The sequence below is a fragment of the Paenibacillus xylanilyticus genome (assembly GCF_047246825.1).
Lineage (GTDB): Bacteria > Bacillota > Bacilli > Paenibacillales > Paenibacillaceae > Paenibacillus > Paenibacillus xylanilyticus_B.
Window position 1 is genome coordinate 410,369 of record NZ_JBFOLB010000001.1, and the last position, 25,296, is coordinate 435,664.

The window sequence follows — 25,296 nt, forward strand, 5'->3', positions numbered from 1 at the left end:
GCCCCTTTTTACTTTATACGTTTATTATTTTTTTTCTGACTGATTAGGCGCGGCCGTCTTTTCATGAATTGGAAGGGCAGGCGGAATACGCTATCCTTCTGATTCTCGATAATAAACGGAGCAATAGGAGACATGTACGGAATTCCCAATGAGGTTAGACTGCACATATGCGCAATCAGGATAAAGCTAAACACGCACATGCCGTAGAGTCCTATAAATGCAGCTATGAACATGATGACGAAACGGAGGATCCTAACCGAAAGAGCCATGTTGAAGGCCGGTGTTGCAAAGCTGGAGATACCCGTCAGAGAGACGAGAATAACCATCGCAGGTGAAACAATCCCCGCTTGTACCGCTGCCTGTCCGAGCACCAGACCGCCAATAATCGATACAGTCTGGCCAATGGGAGAGGGCATCCTAATCCCCGCTTCACGAATGATCTCAAATGTTACTTCCAACAGGAGGGCCTCAATAAAAGTGGGAAAGGGCACGCCTTCTCTCTGGGAGGCCAGATTAATTAACAGCGGGGTCGGAATCATTTCCTGATGAAAATTCAGAGCTGCCACAAACAAACCCGGACCAAACAAGGAAATGATAAGGCATATAAACCGCAAAACCCGGATCAGGGACGATATGTCATATCTCTGGTAGTAATCTTCAACGGCATGAAAAAACATGAAAAAAGTGGTAGGTGCAATGAGTACAAAAGGTGTTCCGTCGACAAAAATGGCAATTCGTCCCTCAAGCAGATTGCCTGCTACACTGTCCGGGCGTTCCGTATTGTACAGTGTTGGAAAAGGCGAATATTTATTCTCTTCAATCAGCTGCTCTATGTATCCCGATTCCAGAATCCCGTCGATCTCAATGTCCTGCAGCTTTTGCTTGAGTTTCTGTATCGTCTCGTCCTTTGCTATTCCGTGGATATACATGATAGATACATCGGTTTGTGTCACAGTGCCGATTTTCATGGTTTCAATCCACAGGTTGGGGGTTTTGATTCTACGCCGGACAAGAGAGAGGTTCGTTCCAATGGATTCCGTAAAACTTTCTTTTGAGCCCCGGATGGCTACCTGAGTAGAAGCTTCTGTGACCGCTCTGACCTCGCCACCGCTGGTGTTTCCGCTAAGTGCTTCGGCTAGCCCATCCAATAGAATAATTGTATTTCCCGAAAGAAGGGTTTCAAAAAGCAGCTTCCAATCCTTGATTATTTTTTCTTCACCAGTACTCAAGGCTTTGCTTTTCATGAATTGATAAATTTCTTCTACCGAATTTAATTGCGGCTCACCGCCAATCATGTCAAAGGCCATAATGTGCGTAATAAACTCATCGACACTTTCTTTGTCATTTAAACCATTTATATATATAGCAGCAATCTCAATACGTGCAGTTAACAACGAAAATTTGCGAATAATAATGTCAGGACTGTTTCCAAACCGGATTGTGATTTCATGCAGATTTTTCGCTAATTTCGTGGAGATCAAGGGCTCTTGATTACCGGGCATCGTCTACACCTCCCGTCTATACTATTTGCTGACACAACTTGTTTTATGCAGCATATGGGAATCATGCATTTAGACCTAATCCTAAAAAAGTAGATGTTCCATAGGAGTTCAAGAACTTGTCGTGATTGTCGAAAAACGTTGTTCATGTTCCATTCATCCATATGACCAACACACCAAAGAACAATTGAACATCATGATACGCAAAAACATGTATAACAGCACTCAATTAAATGAGGCAGAGAGCATGTATTCCAACTTCAAAGCAGCTGAACAGCTAACTTTTCCTTCCCATTTACCTGTCCTTTTTTTTGTACAAGCTAATCACCCTGTGACGGCTCAATGGATCCCTGAACATGAGAAGCAAATAGAGGAGTCTCTGTACGGGGAGATGGTCTTGTTGGACGCGGGACAGTATTTATATCGTTCCCATCCAAAAGAAATCGCTGAAAAAATAAGGGTTTTACGAATGCAATAAAATGAAAAATGAATTGCAGACCGTAATTTGATGATCAGGTTAATGGTCTTTTTTGTTATGAAGAGCCTGGCAACAGACCACCGTGAACGATTGCTTTTGTTCAACTAACGTTGCGAAGTTTATAAAAAAGTTGCTAAGCTTCGCCCCTTTGGATATGATTATTTAATGCGGTGTTTTCGAGAAAATAACACTTATATGGTTAATTGATAATAAAGGATAGTGAGGTAAGCGAAATGATTGCAAGAACAGAAGAAGACTTTAATGGATTGAAGGAAATCGGCAAAATTGTTGCCTCGATTAGAGATGAAGTGGTACGCAGAACAATTCCCGGCATAACGACAAAAGAGCTTGACGATATAGCTGGAGAGCTTTTTGAGAAAGAAGGCGCAGTGTCAGCTCCAAAAAGCGAATATGATTTTCCTGGTTACACTTGTATTAGTGTTAATGAAGAAGTGGCACATGGTATTCCAGGAGATCGGGTCATTCAAGAAGGGGATCTGGTGAATGTAGATGTCTCCGGCTCCAAGAACGGTTATTTCGCTGATACAGGAATCTCGTTTGTCGTAGGCGATGGAGAAGAAGTGTTAACGAAAATATGCAGCGTTGCTAAACAAGCATTTGAAGCAGGTCTTAAAAAAGCAAAGCCTGGCTCCAAAAAAAGCGGAATTGGAAAAGCGGTATTCCTAACAGCCAAACAACATGAATTAACGGTCATTAAAAACCTTACAGGACATGGTGTTGGACGTGCAATACACGAAGCACCTGACCATATTTATAATTATAACGATACAACGGATGATGAGTTGTTAAAGGAAGGGATGGTTATCGCATTCGAACCATTTATCTCAACTCTTGAAGAGGAAGTATACCAAAAAGGAGACGGCTGGACCTTTGCAACAAAAAAAAGCCATGTAGCTCAAGTGGAACATACGATTATCCTTACTAAAAAAGGCCCAATTATTGTTACACTTTAATGAATTCAATAGGGTAAATAATAAAGGCATTGTTCGATTAAGAACATGCCTTTATTTCTTGTTTACATAAACATATCCAGAATCAAAACACGAGCAAGTCCTACCAACGATATAATCGTTACCATAGTAGACCTGGTTTTTAACGTTTTGCCGATACTGAGATTAAAATATTCTTTGTAAATCCAGAATCCTGCATCATTGACGTGAGAGAAGGTAACGCTTCCTGCACCCGCAGCCAGTACCATCAATTCTGGACTTACACCCGTTGCAGCAACCAGAGGTGCGGCAATACCAGCTGCTGTCATACTTTTAACTATGACAATATTTGTCGTAATTAGGATTTATAATGAGGGTATCTTAATGAAAGGAGATGCAATGGTTATGAACCGAAGAGTGATTTTAGATTTAGCAGTTACTTTAGATGGTTTTATAGAAGGGAAAAATGGGGAAGTTGACTGGTGTATCATGGATTCTGATATGGGGTTTAATCATTTTCTAAATCAAATTGATACTATTTTATACGGAAGAAAAAGCTATGATTTATGGGGGGAACATACTCCAGAAAATGAATATACTGATGCTGAGAAGGAGTTTTGGGATATGGTGCATACTAAAAAGAAGTATGTGTTTTCGAAGACTCGAAACGAGACTAATCATAAAGCAATTTACATTAATGATAATATTCTTGAAGAAGTTATTAAATTAAAGAATAAACCAGGTAAAGATATTTGGTTATACGGTGGAGCAAATCTTATTACTACTTTCATTAATTTAGGGCTAGTTGATGAATTCAGATTATCCATTCACCCTGTTGTCTTGGGAGAAGGAAAACCACTATTTATTGAGGTGAAACAGAGAATAAATTTAAAAATGGCTGATACGAGAAGGTTTACTTCCGGCGTTGTGCAATTAATTTATCATCTGGATGGGAAATAATACTGCCCGATTGGCAGCTACTCTAAGAGGTTATTGAGAGCATTAGAAAGTTCAGATGAGATTGAAAATAAATAAACAATGAATGCTTCCTCGGGTGCGAGGGAAAAGAACATGGTCCTATTGGAAGCCGCTATTTTAGCGGTTTTTTGTTTTATCTGTAGAAGTTCTTCTCCCAAAGTAAGGACAAGAACTTCTGTAGAGTTCGAAATATTAATACCCACTTTATTGAAATTTATGCTTCAAGTTAGTAATGAATAGGTCAAGCAGTGTATCTCCAAACTCTCCAGTATGATCTAGATTAGAGACGAGTTAGTACTGGACTAAAGCGGGGGAAGTTTCTCAGCCCATAATCGCAGATGTAATCCGGCTCTAGAATGATGGAAAATAAAGGGTTTACTATTATGATATACAAGTAAAACATTAGGATACTAAGAAATGAGGTTTATTCAATGAAAAAGAAAAGTGCTTTAAAGGGACTTACTCTAATGACAGTTGGTGCGTTATTTTCTTCTCTACTAGCTGGCCCAACAGCATTTGGAGACCCGATAGTATGGAGTGAGAGTAAGGCCGGATTAGAACAAACAGCCGCCCATACAGGGCCGATGTCTTCGGTCGAAGTTGAGCAATTTGCAGATGATTTCTTTAATCGGCCGGAAATCAAAAAAAAGCTAGTTGGTGCAGCTTTTACAATCGTTGCAGATAACAAAGTATTGTTAAACAAGGGCTATGGCTATTCCGACTTGGAAACCAAAACTTTCGTGGACCCTGAGCAGACGATTTTCCGGATGGCCTCCATTTCCAAAGTAATGACTGCCACTGCTGTAATGCAGCTTGTAGAGCAGGGGAAGATCAATCTGGACGAGGACATTGAAAAATATCTTGGTGGGATGACGATTACGAATCACACGGGAACACCTGTCACCATGAGGCATTTGTTAACGCATACATCAGGTTTCGATTTTACGGACTATATTTCATCTAACAATGGAAATCATGTGCAATCCTTAACGGAATTTATTGAAGCTAACCTGCCGACGGTTATACGAACACCAGGTGAGAGTTACCGGTATGATAATTTTGCTTTTAATCTTCAGGGATACATTATTCAACGAATGGTTGGCTATCCATTTGAAGAATACATACAAAAGCATATTTTTGAACCATTGAATATGAAGAATAGTGATTTTCTCATGAGTGCACAAGTCAAAAAACAGCTGGCAACAGGTTACGGAACAAATGGCCAACCCAAAGAGCAGTATCCAAATGACCCGGTTATTATGCCAGATGGAGGGATGTTTGGCACGAGTGGCGACATCGCTCAATTCATGTTGGCTCATTTGAATGAAGGAAGTTACGGCAGCTCTCAAATCCTCTCCAAAACGACAATAGAAGAAATGCATCGCACGCAAGTCGAAGTTCAAGAGCAGGTGCCCACAATGGCTTTGGGTTTCGAAAAATTTTACCGGCACGCATATCATGGCCAAATGGTTATTGGTAAAGGGGGAGATTTACCCGGCTATCATTCATGGATGTGGTTGATTCCAGAGCACAAGATTGGTGGATTCGTCATAACCAATAGTGATGCGAGCCAAGACATAGGGGAAGAATTGTTTACAGCATTTATGGATCACTACTACCCCCAAGAAAAACAGAAAGCAAAGGATTGGCCGCTCCATTCAAATGAGTTGGATCAGTATACAGGAACCTATCGATATCTTCGCCAGCCTTATTTGTTCTTTGACATCGTGAAACAGAAAGGGGAACTTTCGATTTCAGGTCCAAATGGAACACATACGTTAAAACCAGTCGGAGATCAGTTGTTCGTTGATGAAGAAGGAAACCAAGCCGTCTTCAAGAAAAACTCAGACGGTAAAATCACCTATCTGGATTACATTTTGCCAGACTCTTGGTTCGGAAAAATACCTGATCTCCCTCAATATTCTGACGTAGCTAACGACGACTATGCTGGGGCTATTTATCGCTCAACCAAATTGTTTATGTCACAGCACAATGAAAAACGTTCTACACACTATTATCCTGATGAGGCTATTACGAGAGGTGAATTTGCATCCCAATTGATTCAGTTTGCTAATTTAAGACCTTCTGATAAGCCGGTGGTGTTTAAAGATGCCGAAGGACACAAGTACGCATCTGCAATTCAAACCCTCGCAGACCTTGGAATATTGGTAGGCACTTCAACTGAAATGTTTGATCCGGATCGTAAAATCAGTCGCCAAGAAGCAGCAACAATTCTCTGGAGGCTCTCATCGAGCGTGGACTTACCTATAATCTCGGCAGAAATCGCTGATCAACCAGCGCCTTGGGCGGTTGACGCCGTGAAATTTTTAGTCGGGGCAGGAATCTACGGACCTGATGTAACAAAAAATGAAGAGGGAATTGTCAACTATCGGTCGCAAGAACCTTTGCTGCGTAAGGAAAGTGCAGTAATTTGGGATTGCTTCAGCAGAATTCTGACTTCAGGATTATAAAATGGTTGAGTCACTAAGCAGGAAGGAGAACAACAAGATGAATTTTAAAATAGGTAGATCGTTTTTATTATTCTTTATTAGTGTATGTCTTCTTTCTCAGTTCTCGATTCCGGCCTATGCCAGAGATCAAATAGAAACAGGAGAAACCCCTTCTGGAATTCCCTATAACCGGCTGGGTCAGGAGATTGATAACTACGTCAATTCCCACATTGGAAAGTCAACTCCCGGCGCTGCGGTTGTGGTCACGAAGGGCGACAAGATTGTTTTCTCCAAAGGCTATGGCTATGCCAATATGGAGCGTAAGTCTGCTGTCGATCCTGCGTCTACCGTATTTGCCTATGGATCCATTAATAAAGCGTTTGTCTGGAGTTCTGTGATGCAGATGGTGGAAGCGGGTAAGATGAGGCTAGATCAAGACATTCGGGCATATTTCACAAAGGAGGTCGCGGTGAAACTGCGTTATGACAAGCCGATGACCATACTGGACATTATGAGTCATACCGCAGGCTATGAGCAGCATCCGCTTAGTACATTTACGCGTTCAGACGAGAATCTGACCTCGCTGGAAGAAACGATACTAGCTAACCAGCCGGAACAAATCTATGAACCCGGCACAGTAATAGCCTATTCCAACTTTGCAACAGCACTGGCTGCCCTAGCGGTCGAGAAGGTGAGTGGGGAATCATTCTACGACTACGAAATGAACCATATCCTTAAGCCTCTTGGAATGAATCATAGTTCTGGTCATCCTACCTTAGCGGATCACCGGGATCTGCTGAAGCAAAAAGCAACAGGTTATGCGACAAAGCAGGAAGGAGGGTTTGAACCAAGAGCACATTACTATGTTCCTCTCTATCCTGCGGGAGCCATGGAAGGTACGGCGGAGGATCTAGCTCGGTTCGTTATGTCACTGTATACATCAGATAGTTCACTGTTCAACCAGCCGGACACCGCACGGAAGATGCTCTCCCGGAGTTATACCCCGAACGAAGAGATCCTGTCGAATGCACACGGATTTTGGGAATATCGGGCAGAGCCTCACGTCGTTGGACACAGTGGGAATGTTAAGGGATTCTCCGGCAACGTTGCGATCGCTCCTGAGGAGCAGCTTGGTATCGTCGTCTTGACGAACATGGAGCTAGAGCAGGAGCTAACCTCTGGTATCATTAATCTGCTGATTCAGGACCAAACGAAAGAAACTGAACATCCTGTTCCGCCTGCCGAATTGTCTCCATCCGGGGAACTGGCAGGATATTATGTACAGTCGAGTGGCACTTATTCTTCGTACCATGAGGTTCTTAACTACCTGGGTTTGATTAAGGTGCAACCGAAAGGTGAGCATGATCTTGTACTGAGCGTGATGGGCATGACGGGAGAACTCAAACAAATACGCCCGAATGTATACCAATTTGCCCAATCCGACAGCCCAAGATTTGAAAGATTGGCACCGATTCTGTATGCAGAAATTTCTGACGAAGGTGTAAAACGATTGAGCAAAGGGATCGCCACGGATATTTTACCGATCAAGGGAAGCCGTTCGCTTCCTGCCCTAATCATCTATCTGGTATGGGCTCTCTTAGCTATCGTATTCTTTCTGGTTGCTCCATTCGTTCTACTCATTCGATGGCTTCAGCGTAGTAAAAAGGGCGCTTCGTCAGCAACCGGCCACATCATGTCGTCTGTTATCTTTTGCGGGACCCTTTTGGTAGCCAATGTCATTTATCAGCTGGTGAGTGCAGTGATCAATGAAAACATGACAGTGGACCAAATGAACTTTGGGATCTCTATAAATTGGGCACTGACCTTGCTTGGCACAGCGTTGTTGGGGGTTGCCATTGTTAAATGGCCGCAATTGATATGGAAGAAAGTGTGGTATACCGTTACAGGAGTGCTGTTTATTGGCTTTGCTCTGATGATGGCGCAATGGAATTTTTACAATTTTATCCCGTAAGAACTGCACACAACTTCAATGGCACATCCGGCTTGGAAAAAAGAAGTTGGTGGAGATCACCAAGAGGCCTTTCCTCCGATTTGTCCAAGGATGCTGTTCAATAAGAAGTATAAAGTTGTAAAAACCCTACTGAAACCTCACAGCTTAAAAGTCTTACAAGCAGCATAAAGTTCTAGAGGGTATTGATTCAATCGTCTTGTGATTGCCAATACTCAATCTCTTAATGAATCGAACAAGCCATCAAGCATGATAACAAAAGAGAAATATCATGAACGGGATCTTTGAGCAGGGGCTCACGCCCAATCTACCAGAGCCGACGCCCGAGCCGGATGAGTGGATGCGTCGGCTTGGTGCGCTACCGCTGATGCACCATCCCGGAGAGCGATGGCAGTACCATATCAGCAACGATCTACTTGGCGTGCTTGTCGCCAGAGTAACGGGCCAGACTTTTGAGACGTTCCTGCGCGAACGAATCTTCGAACCCCTGGGCATGAAGGAAACTAGTTTCCATGTATCGGCCGACAAAATTGACCGGCTGCCGCCTCTCTATGCCCCCGACCCGCAGACCTGGGGAGTTTCATGTGTGGGACGAGGCCAAGGGGGACGCCACAGCCAGCCTCCGGCGTTTCATGGAGGCGGCGGTGGACTTTGCTCCACCGCCGACGATTACCACGCCTATTTCCAGATGTTGCTGAATCACGGGATGCACGGAGCTAAACGAATCCTGTCTCGGTCAGCGGTACAGCTGATGACTACCAACCGTCACACGCCCGAGCAGCAAGCTGCCCGAAGCGTCATGGCTCGTGACAACGTCCATGTGTCATTCGGCCAAGGGCAGCATGGCGGCTGGGGTTCGGCATGGCGGTACGCATCTACAGGAGTGACTACGCGCCCATCGGTCAGTTCGGTTGGGACGGCGGAGCACTCGACTTATGCCGATCCAAATAACCAGCTCACCGGAATTCTACTTACGCAGGTCGGGTTGTCCGCCCCGGATTCAGCGCGGCTTATCCATGACTTCTGGACCACGATCTACCAAGCAAATGAAGACTGATTTTGTTAAGGTAACGGGAAACGTGAGTTGAAAACAGGATTGATGGGCAGCTTGCTTAATGGCAGCTGCTCTTGAAATGAGAAAAATAAACAAGAGACAAAGTGAAGAGTTGCTCTAATGATGCTGAGCAGCTTTTTTTGTGTGTTTTGGGGATGAAAAAACACATAAAAACAATAAATAACATATTAAAAACAATTAAATACACATAATTTACATGTTTTTTATATTGATTTAACAATAGCTTTGTAGAATCTAATTACAGCAAAGGCAAACAAGCTGGGTTCAAATAGGCGGTTCAAAAATAGTTAGGAGAATGAAAATGAACAGTGAGGGTTTGGTGATTAAAAGCATTAGCAAGTCATTTGGAAGCTATACCGCGCTTGACCATGTCAATGTGAATATACCTAAAGGAAAGTTCACATGTCTTCTTGGTCCAAGCGGATGTGGCAAAACGACACTGCTCCGAATTCTAGCCGGACTTGAGCAAGCAGATCAGGGAAGTGTTATCCATAATGGGCGTGAAATTACCGGTTTGTCCCCTGCCAAACGGAATTTTGGCATTGTTTTTCAATCTTACGCATTATTTCCGAATTTAACGGTCAAAGAGAACATTGCCTACGGTTTAAAAGGGAAAATGCCCAAGAGACAAATCACGGAACGGGTTAGCGAAATGCTTAAATTGGTTGATTTGGAAGGAAAGTCAGAACGATATCCCTCCCAGATATCGGGCGGTCAGCAACAAAGAGTGGCAATTGCTAGAGCCATTGCCCTGTCTCCAGATGTACTATTGCTGGATGAACCTTTGTCTGCGCTTGACGCCAAGGTGCGCGACAAGCTGAGAAGCCAGCTCCGAGATTTGCAGCAGAAGCTAGGTATTACGATGGTGATGGTAACTCATGACCAGGAAGAGGCGCTGACCATGGCGGATCAGATTGTAGTCATGGACCATGGGCGTGTCATGCAATGTGGAACGCCGCAGGAAGTGTATGATCATCCATCAACTCCATTTGTGGCGGATTTTATCGGGATGATCAATTTCATTCCCACGGAAGTAATCAATCCAACGAAAGAAGGCAAACGATTAGCGATTCGTCCAGAGCATATATCGCTAGTCACAGCCAATGAGGCACCAGAGGAAGAAATGATAAACGGATATGTGAAGCATGTCGAGTTTAGGGGATCCTCCTATCGCATTAATCTGCAGGTAGCGGATACGAAAGGCAGCCCGACTGACTACTGCATCTTCATCGATATCGCCTCTGAAACAGCAAGGGAGCATTATTGGGCACCGTCTTCACTGATGAAGTTCAGGCTGATTTCGGAACATATTCTGGAGTTTGAAGAAGTAGGGGCCAGTTAGGAGATGAACTAAATCGATGATGAAACAAACTTCAAACCACCTAACTTATGGCCGATGGAGAAGGAGAGGAACCAATTCTTCCTTTTGGATACTGGGACTTGTCCTTATAGTATTGGTGACCATCGTTATCCTCCCACTGCTTTTTTTGTTCAGGCAAGCCTTCATGGACTCCGCTGGAACGTTTGTCGGTCTGGCTAACTTTACGAGATATTTGGAATCTCCAGCATTACTGCAATCCATGCAACATTCACTCACGATCTCTATTCTTACAACGGTCATTGTTGTACCTTTGGCCTTCGGTCTTGCTTATGTGTTGACCAGAACAGATATCAAGGGAAAAGCCTTTTTTAAAGGGCTCGCTCTGCTCCCATTATTCGCACCCACAATGATGCATGGGCTTGCTTTGACTTATCTGTTTGGAAATCAAGGATTGTTCACAACCGGATTTTTTGGGACGATCCCGTTTGAATGGAACATTCCACTGTACGGACCGGTCGGCATTCTTATTGCCGAAGTCATCTATACCTTTCCACATGCCTTTCTCATTATGATGGCAGGATTAATCATTAGTGATTACCGATTGTATGAAGCAGCCGACTCAATGGGCGCATCACATCTAAGAAAGTTGTGGACCATTACCTTGCCTTCAGTTAAATATGCGCTGCTGAGTGCAGCTACGGTGTGTTTTACACTCAGTTTTACCGATTATGGGGCACCGAAAGTTGTTGGCGGACAATACAGTGTACTGGCAACGGACGTTTATAAACAGGTAGTCGGACAGCAAAACATGTCCATGGGAGCGGTTGTTGGAATCATGCTTACCATTCCGGCCGTGCTGGCTTTCATTCTGGATCGAATCGTTACACGAAAACAGCAGGCTTACGTTACATCCAAATCCGTCCCTTATTCGGTAAAAAAAAATACGCTTCGCAATACTGCTGCTTACATCTATGCTGGTTTATTTTGCATCGTCATATTAACGATAATGGGAGCGGTCATTCTTGCAGCCTTCATCAAAAAGTGGCCTTATAACTTGTCCTTAACGTTGGAAAACTTCGATTTCAGCAATGCGGCTGCGGGTGGATTTAATCCATTCTGGAACAGTGTCGTGATGTCCATCATTACTGCAGTACTTGGTACGGTACTCATATTCTCCGTAGCCTATTTTATTGAGAATACAAAGGGACATCGAAACCTCAGGCAAGCAGCCTATTTTTTATCCATTCTTCCCATGGCTTTACCGGGATTAGTGATTGGTCTGTCCTTTATTTATTTCTTTAACCATCCGGGTAATCCCCTTGGCTTTATTTATGGAACAATGGCCATATTGGTTCTGGCGAACATCCTTCACTTTTATTCGGTTCCCTTCATGACAGCGACAACAACGCTCAAAATGATGGATAAGGAATTTGATCAGGTGTCGGAATCCATGAATGTATCCAGAGGAAAAACGTTCTTCCGGATCACGGTTCCGCTGTCCATGCCTGCCATTCTCGAGATGTTTGTATATCTGTTTGTAAACAGCATGGTGACCATCTCTGCCGTCGTTTTTTTGTATGGTGCAGACTTGAAGCTGGCTTCGATTGTCATTGTAAATATGGATGATGCAGGAGATACAGCGCAAGCAGCAGCCATGTCCGTACTTATTCTAATGCTGAATGTAGCAGTTCGAGGGGGGTATGAACTTCTTACAGCAAGGCTCCGAGAAAAAACAGCTGCTTGGCAAAAAAGATAATTACGTTAGCACATAACTACTTAAAATGGAGGTAATTACATGATTAGAACAGTTATTTTGGATTGGGCAGGTACAATGGTTGATTATGGGAGCTTTGCTCCGGTTGAGGCATTTCGCAGATTGTTCGAAGAACAAGGAATTACAGTCAGCGCTGATGTGATTCGCAAGCCTATGGGACGGATGAAGCTTGATCATCTTCGTGACATTTGTGAGGATCCGGGAGTTTCTGCAGCTTGGCAGAAGAGATATGGGAGCCTGCCAGATGTGCGGGATGTCCTGAACATGTATGAAGCATTCGAGCCCATGTTGTTCTCGCTACTCGACCAATTCGCGGTGCCTGTACCTGGAGCCATTGCATTGACGGAGAGACTGCGCACCAAAGGAATTACAATCGGGACAACGACAGGATATACACGTGCGATGCTTGATGTGATCGTTCCAGAAGCCGCCAAGCATGGGTACAAGCCCGACAGCGTTATTGCACCTGATGAGACTGCAGCAGGCAGACCTTATCCGTGGATGATCTTCCGAAATGCTGAACAATTAGGTACCGAGCTGATGAAAGATATCGTTAAATGTGGAGATACCGAAGCGGATATGAGAGAAGGACGGAATGCCGGGGTATGGGCAGTTGGTGTTGTTTTTGGAGGCAATGAGCTGGGGCTGACAGAACAAGAAACACGTGATCTTTCGGCTGATGATAAAGAGAAGCTGTTTAACGAGGTGGCCGAACGATTGAGAAAAGCAGGTGCTCATTATATTATCTCCGAGATTGGGGAATTGGACCGGGTAGTTGACGAAATAAACGACCGCTTGGCGAAAGGAGAACTTCCATGTTAAATATCAATAAGACAAGCAACAATCCTTATCTTCTTTTGACTCCGGGACCCTTGACTACGACAGATTCGGTCAAACAGGCTATGCTAAAGGATTGGTGTACCTGGGACGATGAATATAATGAGTTGGTAAACTCCATCAGGCACAGACTTGTGCGATTGGCTGCTCCACAGTGTCCTGAAAAATACACGGCCGTGTTAATGCAAGGGAGTGGCAGTTTCAGTGTTGAAGCAGTGCTTGGAACGGTCATACCGAAGCATGGAGGCAAACTTGCTGTGGCGGTAAATGGAGCTTATGGAGAACGCATGGTGGCAATGGCGGAAGTGCTCGGCATTCCGGTGACCGCTGTTCGTTTTGATGAAAGAGAAGCTATAAACCCTGATGTTTTTGAGGAAGCTCTAAAAAATGACCCTTCCATTACTCACGCAGCCATTGTGCATTGTGAGACGACGACGGGAGTCCTTAACCCTCTCTCTGAGCTTGCTGACGTAGTGAGTAGCCAAGGGAAGATCCTGATCGTGGATGCTATGAGCAGCTTTGGCGGTGTCCCACTTGATATGGAACAACTGCAAATTGATTATCTGATCAGCAGCAGCAACAAATGTATTCAGGGTGTACCAGGTTTCGGATTTGTCCTTGCACGCATTAGCAGTCTGGAAACATGCAAAGGCAATGCACGCTCGCTATCTTTGGATCTGTACGATCAGTGGGATGTTATGGAACGAATGAACGGAAAATGGCGTTATACGTCACCGACCCATGTTGTAAGAGCGTTCGATCAAGCTCTTCATGAGCTGGAAGTCGAAGGAGGCATCAACGCTCGTTACCTTCGATACCATCAAAATCAGCAGCTGCTGGTTACAGGAATGAAGGAAGCAGGTTTCTCCACTTTGCTGCCAGAAGAATGGCATTCTCCAATCATTACTTCGTTTCGCTATCCGGATGAAAATTTCTCTTTCTCCGATTTTTATACTCGGTTGAAAAAAGAGGGATTCGTTCTGTACCCCGGCAAGCTGACAAGTGTACCTACATTTCGGATTGGAACAATTGGTGATGTCCATACTTCAGACGTTCTAGAGCTGATTCGTATTGTGAAACAGATTTCTGCAAATTGAGACAAGCCATGAAGTAAGTTAAAATGTATCTATCATGATAGCGTAAAGGAGAGTCTGTGATGTCACTGGCCGGAGAGGAACGAAAGCAAAACATTCTTAATATGCTCCAGCTAAAGGGGAAGGTTAGGACCCCCGAACTGGTGCGGGAACTGGATGTATCTTCCGAAACCATTCGTCGGTATCTTGAAGAGCTTGAGAATGAGAATAAGTTGAAAAGAGTCTACGGTGGTGCCGTGAAACTAAATGTGGAGAGGGTAGAACCGGCTTACGGCCAACGAGAGGTGCTGCAAGCTGAAGAAAAGAAGAGAATCGGGAGAACTGCCGCTACTCTGATTCAAGACCATGATATCGTCGTGATTGACGAAGGGACAACAACACTTCAAATGATAGATTCCCTTATACTTAAAAAGCAACTTACTGTCCTGGTATCTTCCATTTATACACTGAATCTACTCATTAACTACAAAAACAAAGGTGTTTTTGACGGAGAGATTGTGCTCATCGGTGGGAGAGTTAATTCCAAGCATTATCGGGCATCTGGTTCGCTTGCTGTGGAGTTCATGTACGGTTTTCATGTGGATAAAGCTTTTGTAGTAGCGGACGGTCTCCAACTGGAATCGGGAATCACGAGCTATGAGGATGATCGAGGGCTGCTGGCAAGAACATTCATTAAGCAGGCTAAACAGACTATAGTACTAGCAGACCACACGAAGATTGGAACTTCACATTTTTATAAATTTGCGGAGTTCAGGGAAGTGGATATGGTGGTGAGCGATGTTCCTCCCCCATCCGCTTGGGTGAGCAAACTAACGGATGAGGATGTCCACTGGATTGTGGCTGACTAGAAGGCGAATAGCATTACAGTCTCACTAACCACGGCGTTTGTAAATGCGGATGTCGTGGTTTTTTGATGGAATTAAACACACATAAAAACAACTGAATAAGGTATAAATGCACATATTTTACTTGGTTTTAATAGTCTGTTAACGAAAGCGTTCTATAGTTAGAACAGGATGACAAACATCTTAAACCAACTATTAAAGGAGAGATTAGGTTCATGAAGAAAAGTGCAATGATGATCATTTGTCTGCTATTACTTACTGCTCTTATGAGTGCTTGCGGCACCAGCAGCAGCGGCTCAGGCTCTGCAGAAGGTGCAAACGTTCAAGGTGGAGCCGGTTCAGGAGAGGAACAAGAACTTACAGTTTACACTGCGCTGGAGGATGATCTGATAGAAGAATACTTACAGTCTTACAGAGCCAAGTATCCTAACGTTAAACTGAACATCGTCCGGGATTCGACAGGCGTCATTACAGCCAAGTTATTGGCTGAGAAAGACAATCCGCAAGCGGACGTTATATGGGGAGTAGCTGCAACAAGCCTGCTCGTCCTCAGCGATCAAAACATGCTCGCTCCGTATTCTCCGGAAGGAATCGAGCGGATCCAGCCTGCATTCAAGGACAGTACCGATCCGGCCCGTTGGGTAGGCATCGATGCTTGGGAAACGGCATTTATCGTCAATACGATTGAGATGGAGAACCGCGGCCTTCCAGTGCCGAGAACGTATGCGGATCTAGTGAAGCCAGAATATAAAGGGTTGATTACGATGCCTAATCCAGCTTCATCAGGTACGGGATTCTTGACGGTGTCCGGGCTCGGTCAACTGCTGGGGGAAAAAGAGGCGTGGAACTATCTGGACAAGTTGCATGAGAACATCGGCGTTTATACTCACTCTGGTTCTAAGCCGGCCAAAATGGCAGGTACGGGTGAGTATCCGATCGGAATATCGTTTGGGTACCGCGGGATTGTAGAGAAGAAGGACGGATCTCCAGTTGAAGTCGTATTTCCTGGCGAAGGCTCGGGGTGGGACGTCGAAGCGAATGCCCTCGTTCAAAAGGCGAATGTCAAGCAAGTGGCCAAGGATTTTTTGGACTGGGCCATTACGGATGATGCGATGATGGAATACGCCAAAAATTATCCGATTACAGCTGTAAAGAACGATTCCGGTGCGCTTCCTGAGGGATATACACAGGATCCCATTAATCAGTTGATCGAATATGATTTGGAAGAAGCCGCAAAAAATCGGGATGCCGTGCTGGAAGAGTGGAGCAGCCGTTATGAAGGCAAAAGCGAGGCTAAGTGAAATCGGAAGTGTTGCTTTGCTTTTTGAGCAAACCAAGCCGTCCAATAGTAGTTAAGGTTTCAAAATAATATCACTGCTGAGAATTAAGAAAGCAAGTAGAATCACCCCCAGGAAATGTGCCGTTCAACTCTCGCGCCGGGCGTACACATCGTTATTGTTACCTGAATGGTAAAATATAACATCTATTTGCAATCGATGATCTCCTCGTTTCGGCGAGTTGGATGCGTGCTTCCTCCGCGGCACGTACAGGAGAAGTATGAGTCGAGTCTGAAGTAAGGCGGCTCGCCTATTGCAGAGACCACCATTCATGGCATCGGTGCATGGGGCAAACCACGCAATCATCTGATGGTGTGAGAGACTACCCAGATAAAGTTAGTGAGAAAAGGTTGGCTGGACAATAAAGTTCAATTAACAACGATATTTCGTCATATTTATACGCGTCATATTCAAGAATTTAAATCCCTAGGATTAATTATCGAATAATTTAGTCGTCCACTGTGAAACAGAAGTGGGTGCTATCATTTCTTCTATTGAATAGTAAGCATTATCACGTTATGAAGCAGCGAACATGGTTGAAGGATCGTCTCGGTGAAATCATGATTATAAAAATAATGTTTGGGAGAGATGAACTTGTTCAGAAAAGGCAGGAAATTTGTTGCATTATTATTGGCACTCATGATGATTTCTTCAATGCTTCCCAATATCACTACGATGTCTGCAGCTGAAGAATCTGTGACTCCGTCCGTAGACCAACCTGAGACTTCTGTACCAACTGGTCGATACGAAGGAGCAGAGACTCCTGCAACGCAGAATGCTGAGCTACCAGCGAATACACTTCTGCAGATGTCTTTTGAGAATAATTTGGAGGATCAATCTGAGAGTGCTATTTCCGCAACACCAGTCAGAGACCCACAGTTCGTGAAAGGTCGCGTCGGACAAGCCTTGGGTATTGATTCCAATAGCACGGATTTGCAATATGTTGATCTTGGCAAGCCAGAGAGTCTGCAATTCGGGAAGGAACAGGACTTCTCCTTCGCATTTTGGGTTAAATCGCCGTCTGTCTCAGGAGATCCTGCTATTCTCTCCAATAAGAACTGGAATTCCGGAGCGAATGCAGGTTATGCCTTAGCGCTTAAGGGAAGTGCGCTTCAATGGAATTTCAATACATCCGGTGAATCGCGTGCTGATGCCCAGATTCCCAATGTTGTAGATGGCACATGGCACCATATCGCGATATCTCATGACCGCGCTTCAGGACGAGTTGATTTTTACAAAGATGGTGTTCCTGTGAATGTGACCAAAATTAATGGCACGAACTATCAGGGAATCGCAAGCACCATGACGATTGCGGGTAGAACAGGAACACTGGATACCGGGTTGTCGACAGTGATTGGCAATGATGGTACAGGTAATTACAGCAATGCGCTGCAAGTACACATTGATGAACTGCAGATGTATGGCCGAACATTAACACCTCAGGAAGTTTCTAATTTGTATAATAGTGCAGCACCGCTCCCATCGATTGAGAATTTCTCAGGTTCATTGAATCTGATAGGAGCTAAGCATACGGTTCAAGGTACGCAGTTCCGTTACAATCTGGATTTACGCACGCCTGACATGACTACGAAAGTGGACAAAGTGGTTGTTGAGATCGCCTATGATCCTGCGAAGTTTGAATTCGTCAGCGCATCACGAGCAACGAAAACGGACACTTCGACGCCGGGTATTGTCAAATTGGAACTGCCAGGAGGAAATGTATATAACATTGAGGACCCACTGGAGTATGCGAAATCCAGGATCTCTGAACTGAAATTTAATACGCTGGCTGCTTCTGGCAAAGGGATTATTCAAGTTAAGCATGTGGATTTCTATACCGGTACAACGCTGCTTAAGGTGGATACATTTGAATCGGCTCCCACCGTAGTGGAAATCCATGCGAAAGCATTAGAGGATATCAATCAAGATGGTTATATTACGGTAGGTGATCTTGCCCTTGCGCAAGGATTTACAGATGAAGCGTTAGCTGATCTTGCTGCACAAGCCAAATACCAGCCTTATAAACGGGTTGTTGTTATCGGCATCGATGGTGGCGGAGTAGCTGTCTCTAAGGATGCTCCTTATTGGGAGACCCCCAGCTCCCAAAAAGAAAAAGTAGGTGATCGCCTGCAAATTCCAGCCATTCGCAACATCATCGAGCATGGAGCCATTAGCTATACAGCCAAAACAACCTTGCCTTCCAGCTCGTCTCCCAACTGGGGTTCGATGATTAATGGCGTGGGTTATGAGAAGCATGGACTCTACAATGACGATACCGCTGCTTATACGTATAGTGAGATCTGGGATTATCCAACCATTTTTAAAAAAATCAGAGAGGCCTTACCTGCTACCAAGCAAACCGTTTTCTCAACATGGAGTAATATTGTTCAAGGCCATATTGAGCCCTCTGTTGGGGTTGAGGGTCATTCTCTGGGTGATGAGGCTGGCGCTGCGGCCTTCGCAGAATACGCTGCCAGCGGTAAAGCACAGGATACTTCGTTAATTTTCTTCCAATTGGATGATATGGATGGGGCAGGTCATAATGATGGATTTTATACTAAAAAGTATTATGAGCAATTAAAGAAGACCGATAAAAATATCCAGACGATTTACGATGCTTTGAAAAATAATAATTTGCTGGAAGATACACTCATTCTTATGCTTCCTGACCATGGTGGTGGCAAAGAAAATGCAGACGGAACCTTGGGCATGCCAACAAGTCATGGGCAGGATGAGCCCCTTGCTACTACTATTTTTTTCGCGGCAAATGGTAGAACTGTGGCCACTGAAGCAGGGAAGGAAAAATTATTGCAAGGCGGAAATACAAGAGATTTGGCTGCAACCGTACTAACTGCACTTGGCTTGAATCCATCTATTGGAGATTCCAATGTGATTGATGGCATGTTTATACCACAGACTGAACAGAAAAAGCCTGAGGCAGCAGATTTACAGCTGACGAAATTAGTTGAGGCTGGTGCACAACAAGTTAAAGGCTATGATGTATCCATCAAAAATCTGACTTCAGATGTGAAGGCCATTGATTTGAATGTGAAATCCGGCGATCTTATTTTTTCATCGATTGAACCTGCGCAATCTGACGTTAAGATGGTCCGCAAGGAAACGGTTAATGGAATGACAAGAATCATTCTGACCGCGGAAAATGGCTTTCAAGCAGATGATCCAATTCTGAAGCTAGGATTATCACCGCAAGAAAACGCTGGGATTGTACAAATCACCCAAGCGATGATTGCAGATGCTCAAGGACATGAAAAGATGCCGAATTTGACCCATTCAACGCGGGAGGAACAAGTCTCACAGGCAACGCTGATAGATCTCCAAGTGAATGGTCAAACGTTGATTGGTTTTGTACCGGAGCAAATGAAGTATGTGGTTCGAGTACCGAATAACGTTTCGGTGGCGGAAGTCACTTATAAGGTGGCTGACCCTTCACTGAATGTTAGCATCATAGGGGGGGAAGCACTGCAAGTAGGAGAAAATCTCGTGGAAGTGCATGTTCAAGCTCCAGATGCAAGCTCGAGTGTGTATACGATCATTATCATACGAGAGTCAGAAGCGTTGCCTAACCAAGTTCTGTTATCCGATTTACGTGTAAACGGGAAAAGTGTCCCAGAGTTTACACCAAATACGTTGAATTATAAAGTAACTGTTCCTTACAGTACTTCGGTAACAGAAGTTACTTATTCAGTATTGGATCCGACTTCAACAGTTACGATTAAAGGTGGCGAGCCATTAGAGGTTGGTAACAATGTCGTGACGATAACCGTAACTGCCCAAGACGGATTTCAGAACATCTATACGATCGTCATTACACGCCTGCCTGAAGCAGAGATTTCAAACAATGCAAATCTCTTGGATCTACGCGTCAACGGAGTTACGGTTCAGGGTTTTTCTTCTAAGCAGTATAACTACGATCTGACCGTACCTTACTCGACATCGGTTACGCAAATAACCTATACAGCAGCCGATCCTAAGGCCAGCGTAACCATAACAGGAGAAGGCACATTACAGGTTGGGTCTAATCTGATCACAGTAACCGTCACAGCTCAAGATGGAGGCCAACAGGTCTATACGATTGCCATAATGCGCAAGAATGGTACGACGACAACACCATCAACCGGTGGAGGCACTTCGGCGCCAAGTGTTGCCCCACCAGTGGAAGTTAAACCTGAGATGCATGCTAATGCGCTTGTTATTCCAGATGAACTCTTAACAAGCAATGCTACAGGAAACATCATCGTGCAGCTTCCGTCAGATAAGAATCAAGTTATGATTCAGACGGATCAACTCAAACAGATCGGTGACCGGGCGTTAGAGGTTCATGCTAACCAAGTCCGTGCCATCGTGCCATCCCAGATTATGAACGCACTTCGCAAGCTTCTCCCGTCAACATCGGAGACAGGCACGATAGTTCTAAAACTGGAAGCTGTTCAAACCAACCAACTGTCGATAAAAGCTCCTTATTCACAAATAGGTGATATCCTGGCCATTTCATTAATCATCACCGATGAATCTGGTAAAAGTTATTCTCTAGAGTACTTTCCTGCCCCGGTGAACATAACCCTGCCGATTCAAAATGGAGCTAATCCTACACTTGCCGGCATTTACCGTATCGAGGAAGAAGGAGGGGACCCAAGCTATCTTGGTGGTAAGTTGAATCGGGCCAGAACCAGTCTTACCGTAGATGTAAATCAATCCAGCCAGTATGTTGTTCTTTCGTTCCTAAACATCTATCAAGATGTACCTGAAGGTCACTGGGCTTATACAACGATTCAGGAACTATCTGCAAAACAGATCGTGAAGGGACAATCGGCTTCTATGTTTAACCCATCGGGTTCCATCACAAGGGCGGAATATGCAGCTCTTCTCAGCAGAGCCCTTTCTTTAACTGCGAATCATTCTGTTTCATTCCAAGATGTAGAAGGGGGCTTGTGGTATGAAGAAGCGGTCAATGCTGCTTTTGAAGCAGGCATTATTCAAGGCGTAACTGAAAATCGTTTTGAACCGAATAAACATATCACCCGGGAGGAAATGGCCGTTATGCTGGTACGTGCATATGCATATCAGACAGGAATCAAACTGGACTCCAGCTCACTAATTGCAGCTGCAGACGCGTCCAAGGTTAGTTCTTGGGCTGCGGCTTATGTTCAAGGTGCGTTGAAAGGTAAACTTCTGTCGGGATATCAGGAAGGTAACTTCTATCCTCATTTGCCGACAACACGTGCAGAATCGGCTCAGAGTATTTCTAATTTACTGGCATCATTCGAGTGAATGGATTAATAAAATAACTGCCGATCTGAAAAGCCAGTTTAATAGACATAATAAACGCAACGCCCGTTTCCCGGTTCTGTACCGGGAAACGGGCGTTTTGTTTTCTTCAGGAAAAATTCTCTCTGATGCATATCAAAATGCTTCTATTAGTCGTGGATGCTCTAAGTTGAGAGGTGAAATTAACAACCCATTTACATGAATAGGGTATACAACGAATATTTCAACTTTAATATTTAAGATGACAAACGAGGGAATGAGGACTTTATCATGAAGAATTATCCGATCATCGCCTCCATCACAGTAGACGAACAAATTGCACAAGCTATAGCAAGCGATGTGAAGCGAGTTATTCTAATGACAGGGAACATTACGAATCTTGGCGCAATCATAGATAGTCTGCATCAAAGTGGCAAACAGGCTTATGTACATACCGAGATGGTATCCGGGATTGGACGTGACGCCTCTGCCATTCAATACCTTGCTGATGTGTTTAAAGTCGATGGGATCGTGACGACGAAGAGTAATGCGGTTTCTGCTGCAAAGCAAGCAGGCATATCAAGCATTCAGCGCATATTCGCCATTGATTCAGCTGCAATCGAAACTGCAGTTCGGATGATTAAGAGCTACAAGCCTGATGAGGTTGAACTGATGCCGGGGCTCATGCCTCGAGTCATCCAAGAACTGAAAGAACGTATCTCCCAGCCCTTGATTGTTGGAGGACTTATCCGGCATGAGGAAGAAATACAGCAAGCGTTAAAGAGCGGGGCAGATTTTGTTTCGATAGGCCATGAGAAATTCTGGGCTTAATTTCATACATTTATCCTTGGGTGGAGACGACGAGAAAACCCGGTGGTAAGTAAATCGATACAACCTTGATGTGTTGAAGGAGGGTGATTTGCTGCTGGGTTTTTTGTGTTGTCCATAAAATACAACGGGAGGTAACTTTAGCATGACCATTCAAGCAGTTGCTCATCGCGGCTATCCAAAGAAATATCCAGAAAATACGTTGTCTTCCTTTCTAAAAGCGGTGGAACTTGGGTTCACACATCTTGAACTGGATGTACATCTCAGCAAGGATGGAATTCCGGTTGTCATTCATGATCATACGATTGACCGTATGACAAATGGAACGGGTAGGGTAGCCGATTATACAGCCTCGGAGCTGCAATCTTTCAAAATGAAGCAGGAGGAGCATATTCCAACCCTTGAAGAGGTGCTGCGTGCTTTAAAGGGGAAGATTGAGCTTAACATTGAGCTTAAGCAGATGGGTAACTGTTACCCTCAGCTGGAGGAAAAGGTACTTGAAGTTATCAAAGAATTCAACCTGTTAAATCAGGTAGTCATTACGTCATTTGATTTTGATGCCTTGGAGAAGATAAGGCAGTTATCCAGCGATGTACGCATCGGTCTCATCACTTTTGGGTGTTCAAAGGCTATTCTTGACTGGTCATTAGAGATGGGGACGACATTCTTGTCCATGCACTACGCCTTCGTGACCGAGCATTACATTCATCGATGTCAAGAGCTGGGAATTCAACTGATGGCTTGGACAATTAACGAGACTTCCATCATGAGGAAATTTCAGGAATATCCGTCCGTATGGGTCTGTACAGACGAGCTCGAATACTTCATGGATGTGTTGGAGTTGTCCAGCTCGGTGTGAGTGGGCAGAGCTAAGATCATGGAGGATTTGTATGCTTACGATGCGTATTGCTTCGATTTAGACGGGACGATTTATGTCGGCCAGATGATGCTCCCTGGCGTCAATAACTTAATTAATGGTTTGCGATCACGAGGCAAGCGTCTCTTGTTCCTTACGAATACTCCCGTTCATACCAGAGAGGATTGCTTCAAGAGGCTGCTAGGTCTGGGTGTTTCGTGCCAGCTTGATGAAATTCTGACCGCAGGATACGTGTCAGGAATGTATTTTACAGAGCATGCCCCGGATGCCAAGGTGCTGGTCATTGGTGAGGAGGCTTTGCATAGAGAACTTCGGGCAATCGGGATAGCCATTACCGAAGATCCATATCGATCAACACATGTGTTAGTCGGCATGGATCGGCAGTTTCATTACGATAAGCTTCATCTAGCGGCAAAAGCAGTTCGTCATGGAGCGGCTTTGCTCGCAACGAATCCGGACAGTTGCTGCCCCGTACAAGGGGATATCATTCCCGATACCGGGTCCATTCTAAGTTCCATTGAGGCAGCTAGCCAGCAGAAAGCGTCAGTCGTGCTTGGCAAGCCTTCCCGCTACTATGCAGAGAAGGCGCTCCAGCTTTTGGATGTGAATAGCAGCAGATGCCTTATGATAGGTGATCGGCTGGAAACGGATATTTTATTTGGACAGCAGAATGGAATGAAGACTGCCCTCGTGCTTACGGGTATCTCTTCGAGAGAGGATATTCAAAAAACAGGTATTGTTCCGGATTATATATGGCCTTCTTTCAACGAAAGCACCATGGAGCAGAAGGACCATTCGAAGCATTCAACTGTGTTGCAGGTGGAGAAGACTTAGCAGCAAGGTGTTGCAAAATAAAGATGGAGGTGGAGTTCATGCGTCTGGCGTTACTTGGTGATTATCACTATTCAAGCATGAGTCATGGGACCGAAGAAATGAAGGCAGCGAGAGTTCGGGTATATGAGCATATGCTCAAGGCCTTTTTAGAGGAGGAGGCGGACTTTCATGTCTCGATTGGCGATTTAACGCATGAAGGAACGGCTCAGGAATTCCGATCGATTTTCTCCATCCTTTCCAGAAGTGAACGGAACTTCATTCATGTGCTTGGCAATCACGACACGTACTCGATACCGAAGCATGAAATTTCCAAGCTAACAGGTCAGGATCGCTATCGGGCGATTGACACGCCTCATGCCAGGCTGATTTTTCTGGATACTACCCAGGAAATGAACCGTGAAGATTGGGGAGGGGAGCTGGACGGAGAGCAGCTGGCATGGCTCAAAGGCCAGCTTGCCCATTCGTATGAGAAGCAAGTACTTCTCTTCGGGCACCATCCGGTATTCGATACGACTGCACGCTCGACGCTTGATAAGCTGTACATCCGTCCACAGGATGAACTGAAGAGCATATTGAATAGTCGGCCAGAAGGCGGCATCTATTTTTGCGGGCATAATCACATGAACTCCATCGTGAAGCAAGGTACATGGCACTATGTTCAGACCGCAGCTTGCCTGGATGTGCCAGCATACCGTGTTATTGAAGTCCATGAGGGCAAAGTGGAGATAACTCACCGGATGATACAGGGTACTGGTCTCGTCGATGATATTCAAAGCTTTAGTTGTGATATGCCCGGCTTTGGACCTGTCGCTGGTGCGTTAGGTGAAGAAAGCGACCTTATTCTATCCATTCAATTAGCATCGGCCGCTCAGTAATGTAAAGAGA

17 protein-coding genes and 1 pseudogene are annotated in these 25,296 nt (G+C 44.6%); 16 read left to right on the forward strand and 2 right to left on the reverse strand.

Annotated elements, in window-relative coordinates:
- Nucleotides 1-8: 8 nt before the first annotated feature.
- Nucleotides 9-1,502 (reverse strand): spore germination protein, encoded by a 1,494-nt coding sequence (locus AB3N00_RS01760; RefSeq protein ID WP_413033014.1) that lies wholly within the window; start codon nt 1,500-1,502, stop codon nt 9-11.
- Between the two features lie 708 nt (nt 1,503-2,210).
- Here AB3N00_RS01760 and map point away from each other — a divergent pair.
- Nucleotides 2,211-2,951 (forward strand): type I methionyl aminopeptidase, encoded by a 741-nt coding sequence (map, locus tag AB3N00_RS01765; RefSeq protein ID WP_413033015.1) that lies wholly within the window; start codon nt 2,211-2,213, stop codon nt 2,949-2,951.
- 62 nt (nt 2,952-3,013) lie between these two features.
- Here map and AB3N00_RS01770 read toward each other — a convergent pair.
- Nucleotides 3,014-3,265, reverse strand: a pseudogene (locus AB3N00_RS01770) (gluconate permease); the annotation flags it as partial.
- Nucleotides 3,266-3,332: 67 nt separating this feature from the next.
- Between AB3N00_RS01770 and AB3N00_RS01775 the strand changes: the two are divergent.
- The 15 genes from AB3N00_RS01775 to AB3N00_RS01845 all read left to right on the forward strand — a co-directional run bounded on the left by AB3N00_RS01775 (nt 3,333) and on the right by AB3N00_RS01845 (nt 25,286).
- Nucleotides 3,333-3,887 (forward strand): dihydrofolate reductase family protein, encoded by a 555-nt coding sequence (locus AB3N00_RS01775; RefSeq protein ID WP_413035166.1) that lies wholly within the window; start codon nt 3,333-3,335, stop codon nt 3,885-3,887.
- Between the two features lie 449 nt (nt 3,888-4,336).
- The gene (locus AB3N00_RS01780; protein WP_413033016.1) at nt 4,337-6,376 is read left to right on the forward strand and encodes a serine hydrolase; all 2,040 of its coding nucleotides are present in this window, start codon (nt 4,337-4,339) and stop codon (nt 6,374-6,376) included.
- Between the two features lie 37 nt (nt 6,377-6,413).
- Nucleotides 6,414-8,327, forward strand: a complete 1,914-nt coding sequence (locus AB3N00_RS01785; RefSeq protein ID WP_413033017.1) for a serine hydrolase domain-containing protein — start codon at nt 6,414-6,416, stop codon at nt 8,325-8,327.
- Between the two features lie 268 nt (nt 8,328-8,595).
- A complete protein-coding gene (locus AB3N00_RS01790) occupies nt 8,596-9,381 on the forward strand; it encodes a serine hydrolase domain-containing protein (protein ID WP_413033018.1) in 786 nt (261 codons plus the stop codon).
- Between the two features lie 319 nt (nt 9,382-9,700).
- A complete protein-coding gene (locus tag AB3N00_RS01795; protein WP_413033019.1) occupies nt 9,701-10,741 on the forward strand; it encodes an ABC transporter ATP-binding protein in 1,041 nt (346 codons plus the stop codon).
- A 16-nt stretch (nt 10,742-10,757) separates the two neighbouring features.
- Nucleotides 10,758-12,476: a putative 2-aminoethylphosphonate ABC transporter permease subunit gene (locus AB3N00_RS01800; RefSeq protein WP_413033020.1), complete on the forward strand. Its 1,719-nt coding sequence runs from the start codon at nt 10,758-10,760 to the stop codon at nt 12,474-12,476.
- A 39-nt stretch (nt 12,477-12,515) separates the two neighbouring features.
- Nucleotides 12,516-13,316: a phosphonoacetaldehyde hydrolase gene (gene phnX / locus AB3N00_RS01805; RefSeq protein ID WP_413033021.1), complete on the forward strand. Its 801-nt coding sequence runs from the start codon at nt 12,516-12,518 to the stop codon at nt 13,314-13,316.
- Complete coding sequence (phnW, locus tag AB3N00_RS01810) at nt 13,310-14,428, forward strand: 2-aminoethylphosphonate--pyruvate transaminase (protein ID WP_413033022.1); 1,119 nt, start codon at nt 13,310-13,312, stop codon at nt 14,426-14,428. Before phnX ends, phnW begins: the two co-directional genes overlap by 7 nt.
- A 59-nt stretch (nt 14,429-14,487) precedes the next feature.
- Complete coding sequence (locus AB3N00_RS01815; RefSeq protein WP_413033023.1) at nt 14,488-15,273, forward strand: DeoR/GlpR family DNA-binding transcription regulator; 786 nt, start codon at nt 14,488-14,490, stop codon at nt 15,271-15,273.
- 212 nt (nt 15,274-15,485) lie between these two features.
- The gene (locus tag AB3N00_RS01820; RefSeq protein ID WP_413033024.1) at nt 15,486-16,571 is read left to right on the forward strand and encodes a putative 2-aminoethylphosphonate ABC transporter substrate-binding protein; all 1,086 of its coding nucleotides are present in this window, start codon (nt 15,486-15,488) and stop codon (nt 16,569-16,571) included.
- A gap of 675 nt (nt 16,572-17,246) precedes the next feature.
- On the forward strand, nt 17,247-21,896 hold the full coding sequence (locus AB3N00_RS01825) for an S-layer homology domain-containing protein (protein WP_413033025.1): 4,650 nt from the start codon (nt 17,247-17,249) through the stop codon (nt 21,894-21,896).
- A 267-nt stretch (nt 21,897-22,163) separates the two neighbouring features.
- On the forward strand, nt 22,164-22,703 hold the full coding sequence (locus AB3N00_RS01830) for a glycerol-3-phosphate responsive antiterminator (RefSeq protein WP_413033026.1): 540 nt from the start codon (nt 22,164-22,166) through the stop codon (nt 22,701-22,703).
- 142 nt (nt 22,704-22,845) lie between these two features.
- On the forward strand, nt 22,846-23,559 hold the full coding sequence (locus tag AB3N00_RS01835) for a glycerophosphodiester phosphodiesterase (RefSeq protein ID WP_413033027.1): 714 nt from the start codon (nt 22,846-22,848) through the stop codon (nt 23,557-23,559).
- Complete coding sequence (locus AB3N00_RS01840; RefSeq protein ID WP_413033028.1) at nt 23,560-24,411, forward strand: HAD-IIA family hydrolase; 852 nt, start codon at nt 23,560-23,562, stop codon at nt 24,409-24,411.
- 38 nt (nt 24,412-24,449) lie between these two features.
- Complete coding sequence (locus AB3N00_RS01845; protein ID WP_413033029.1) at nt 24,450-25,286, forward strand: metallophosphoesterase family protein; 837 nt, start codon at nt 24,450-24,452, stop codon at nt 25,284-25,286.
- Nucleotides 25,287-25,296 lie beyond the last annotated feature (10 nt).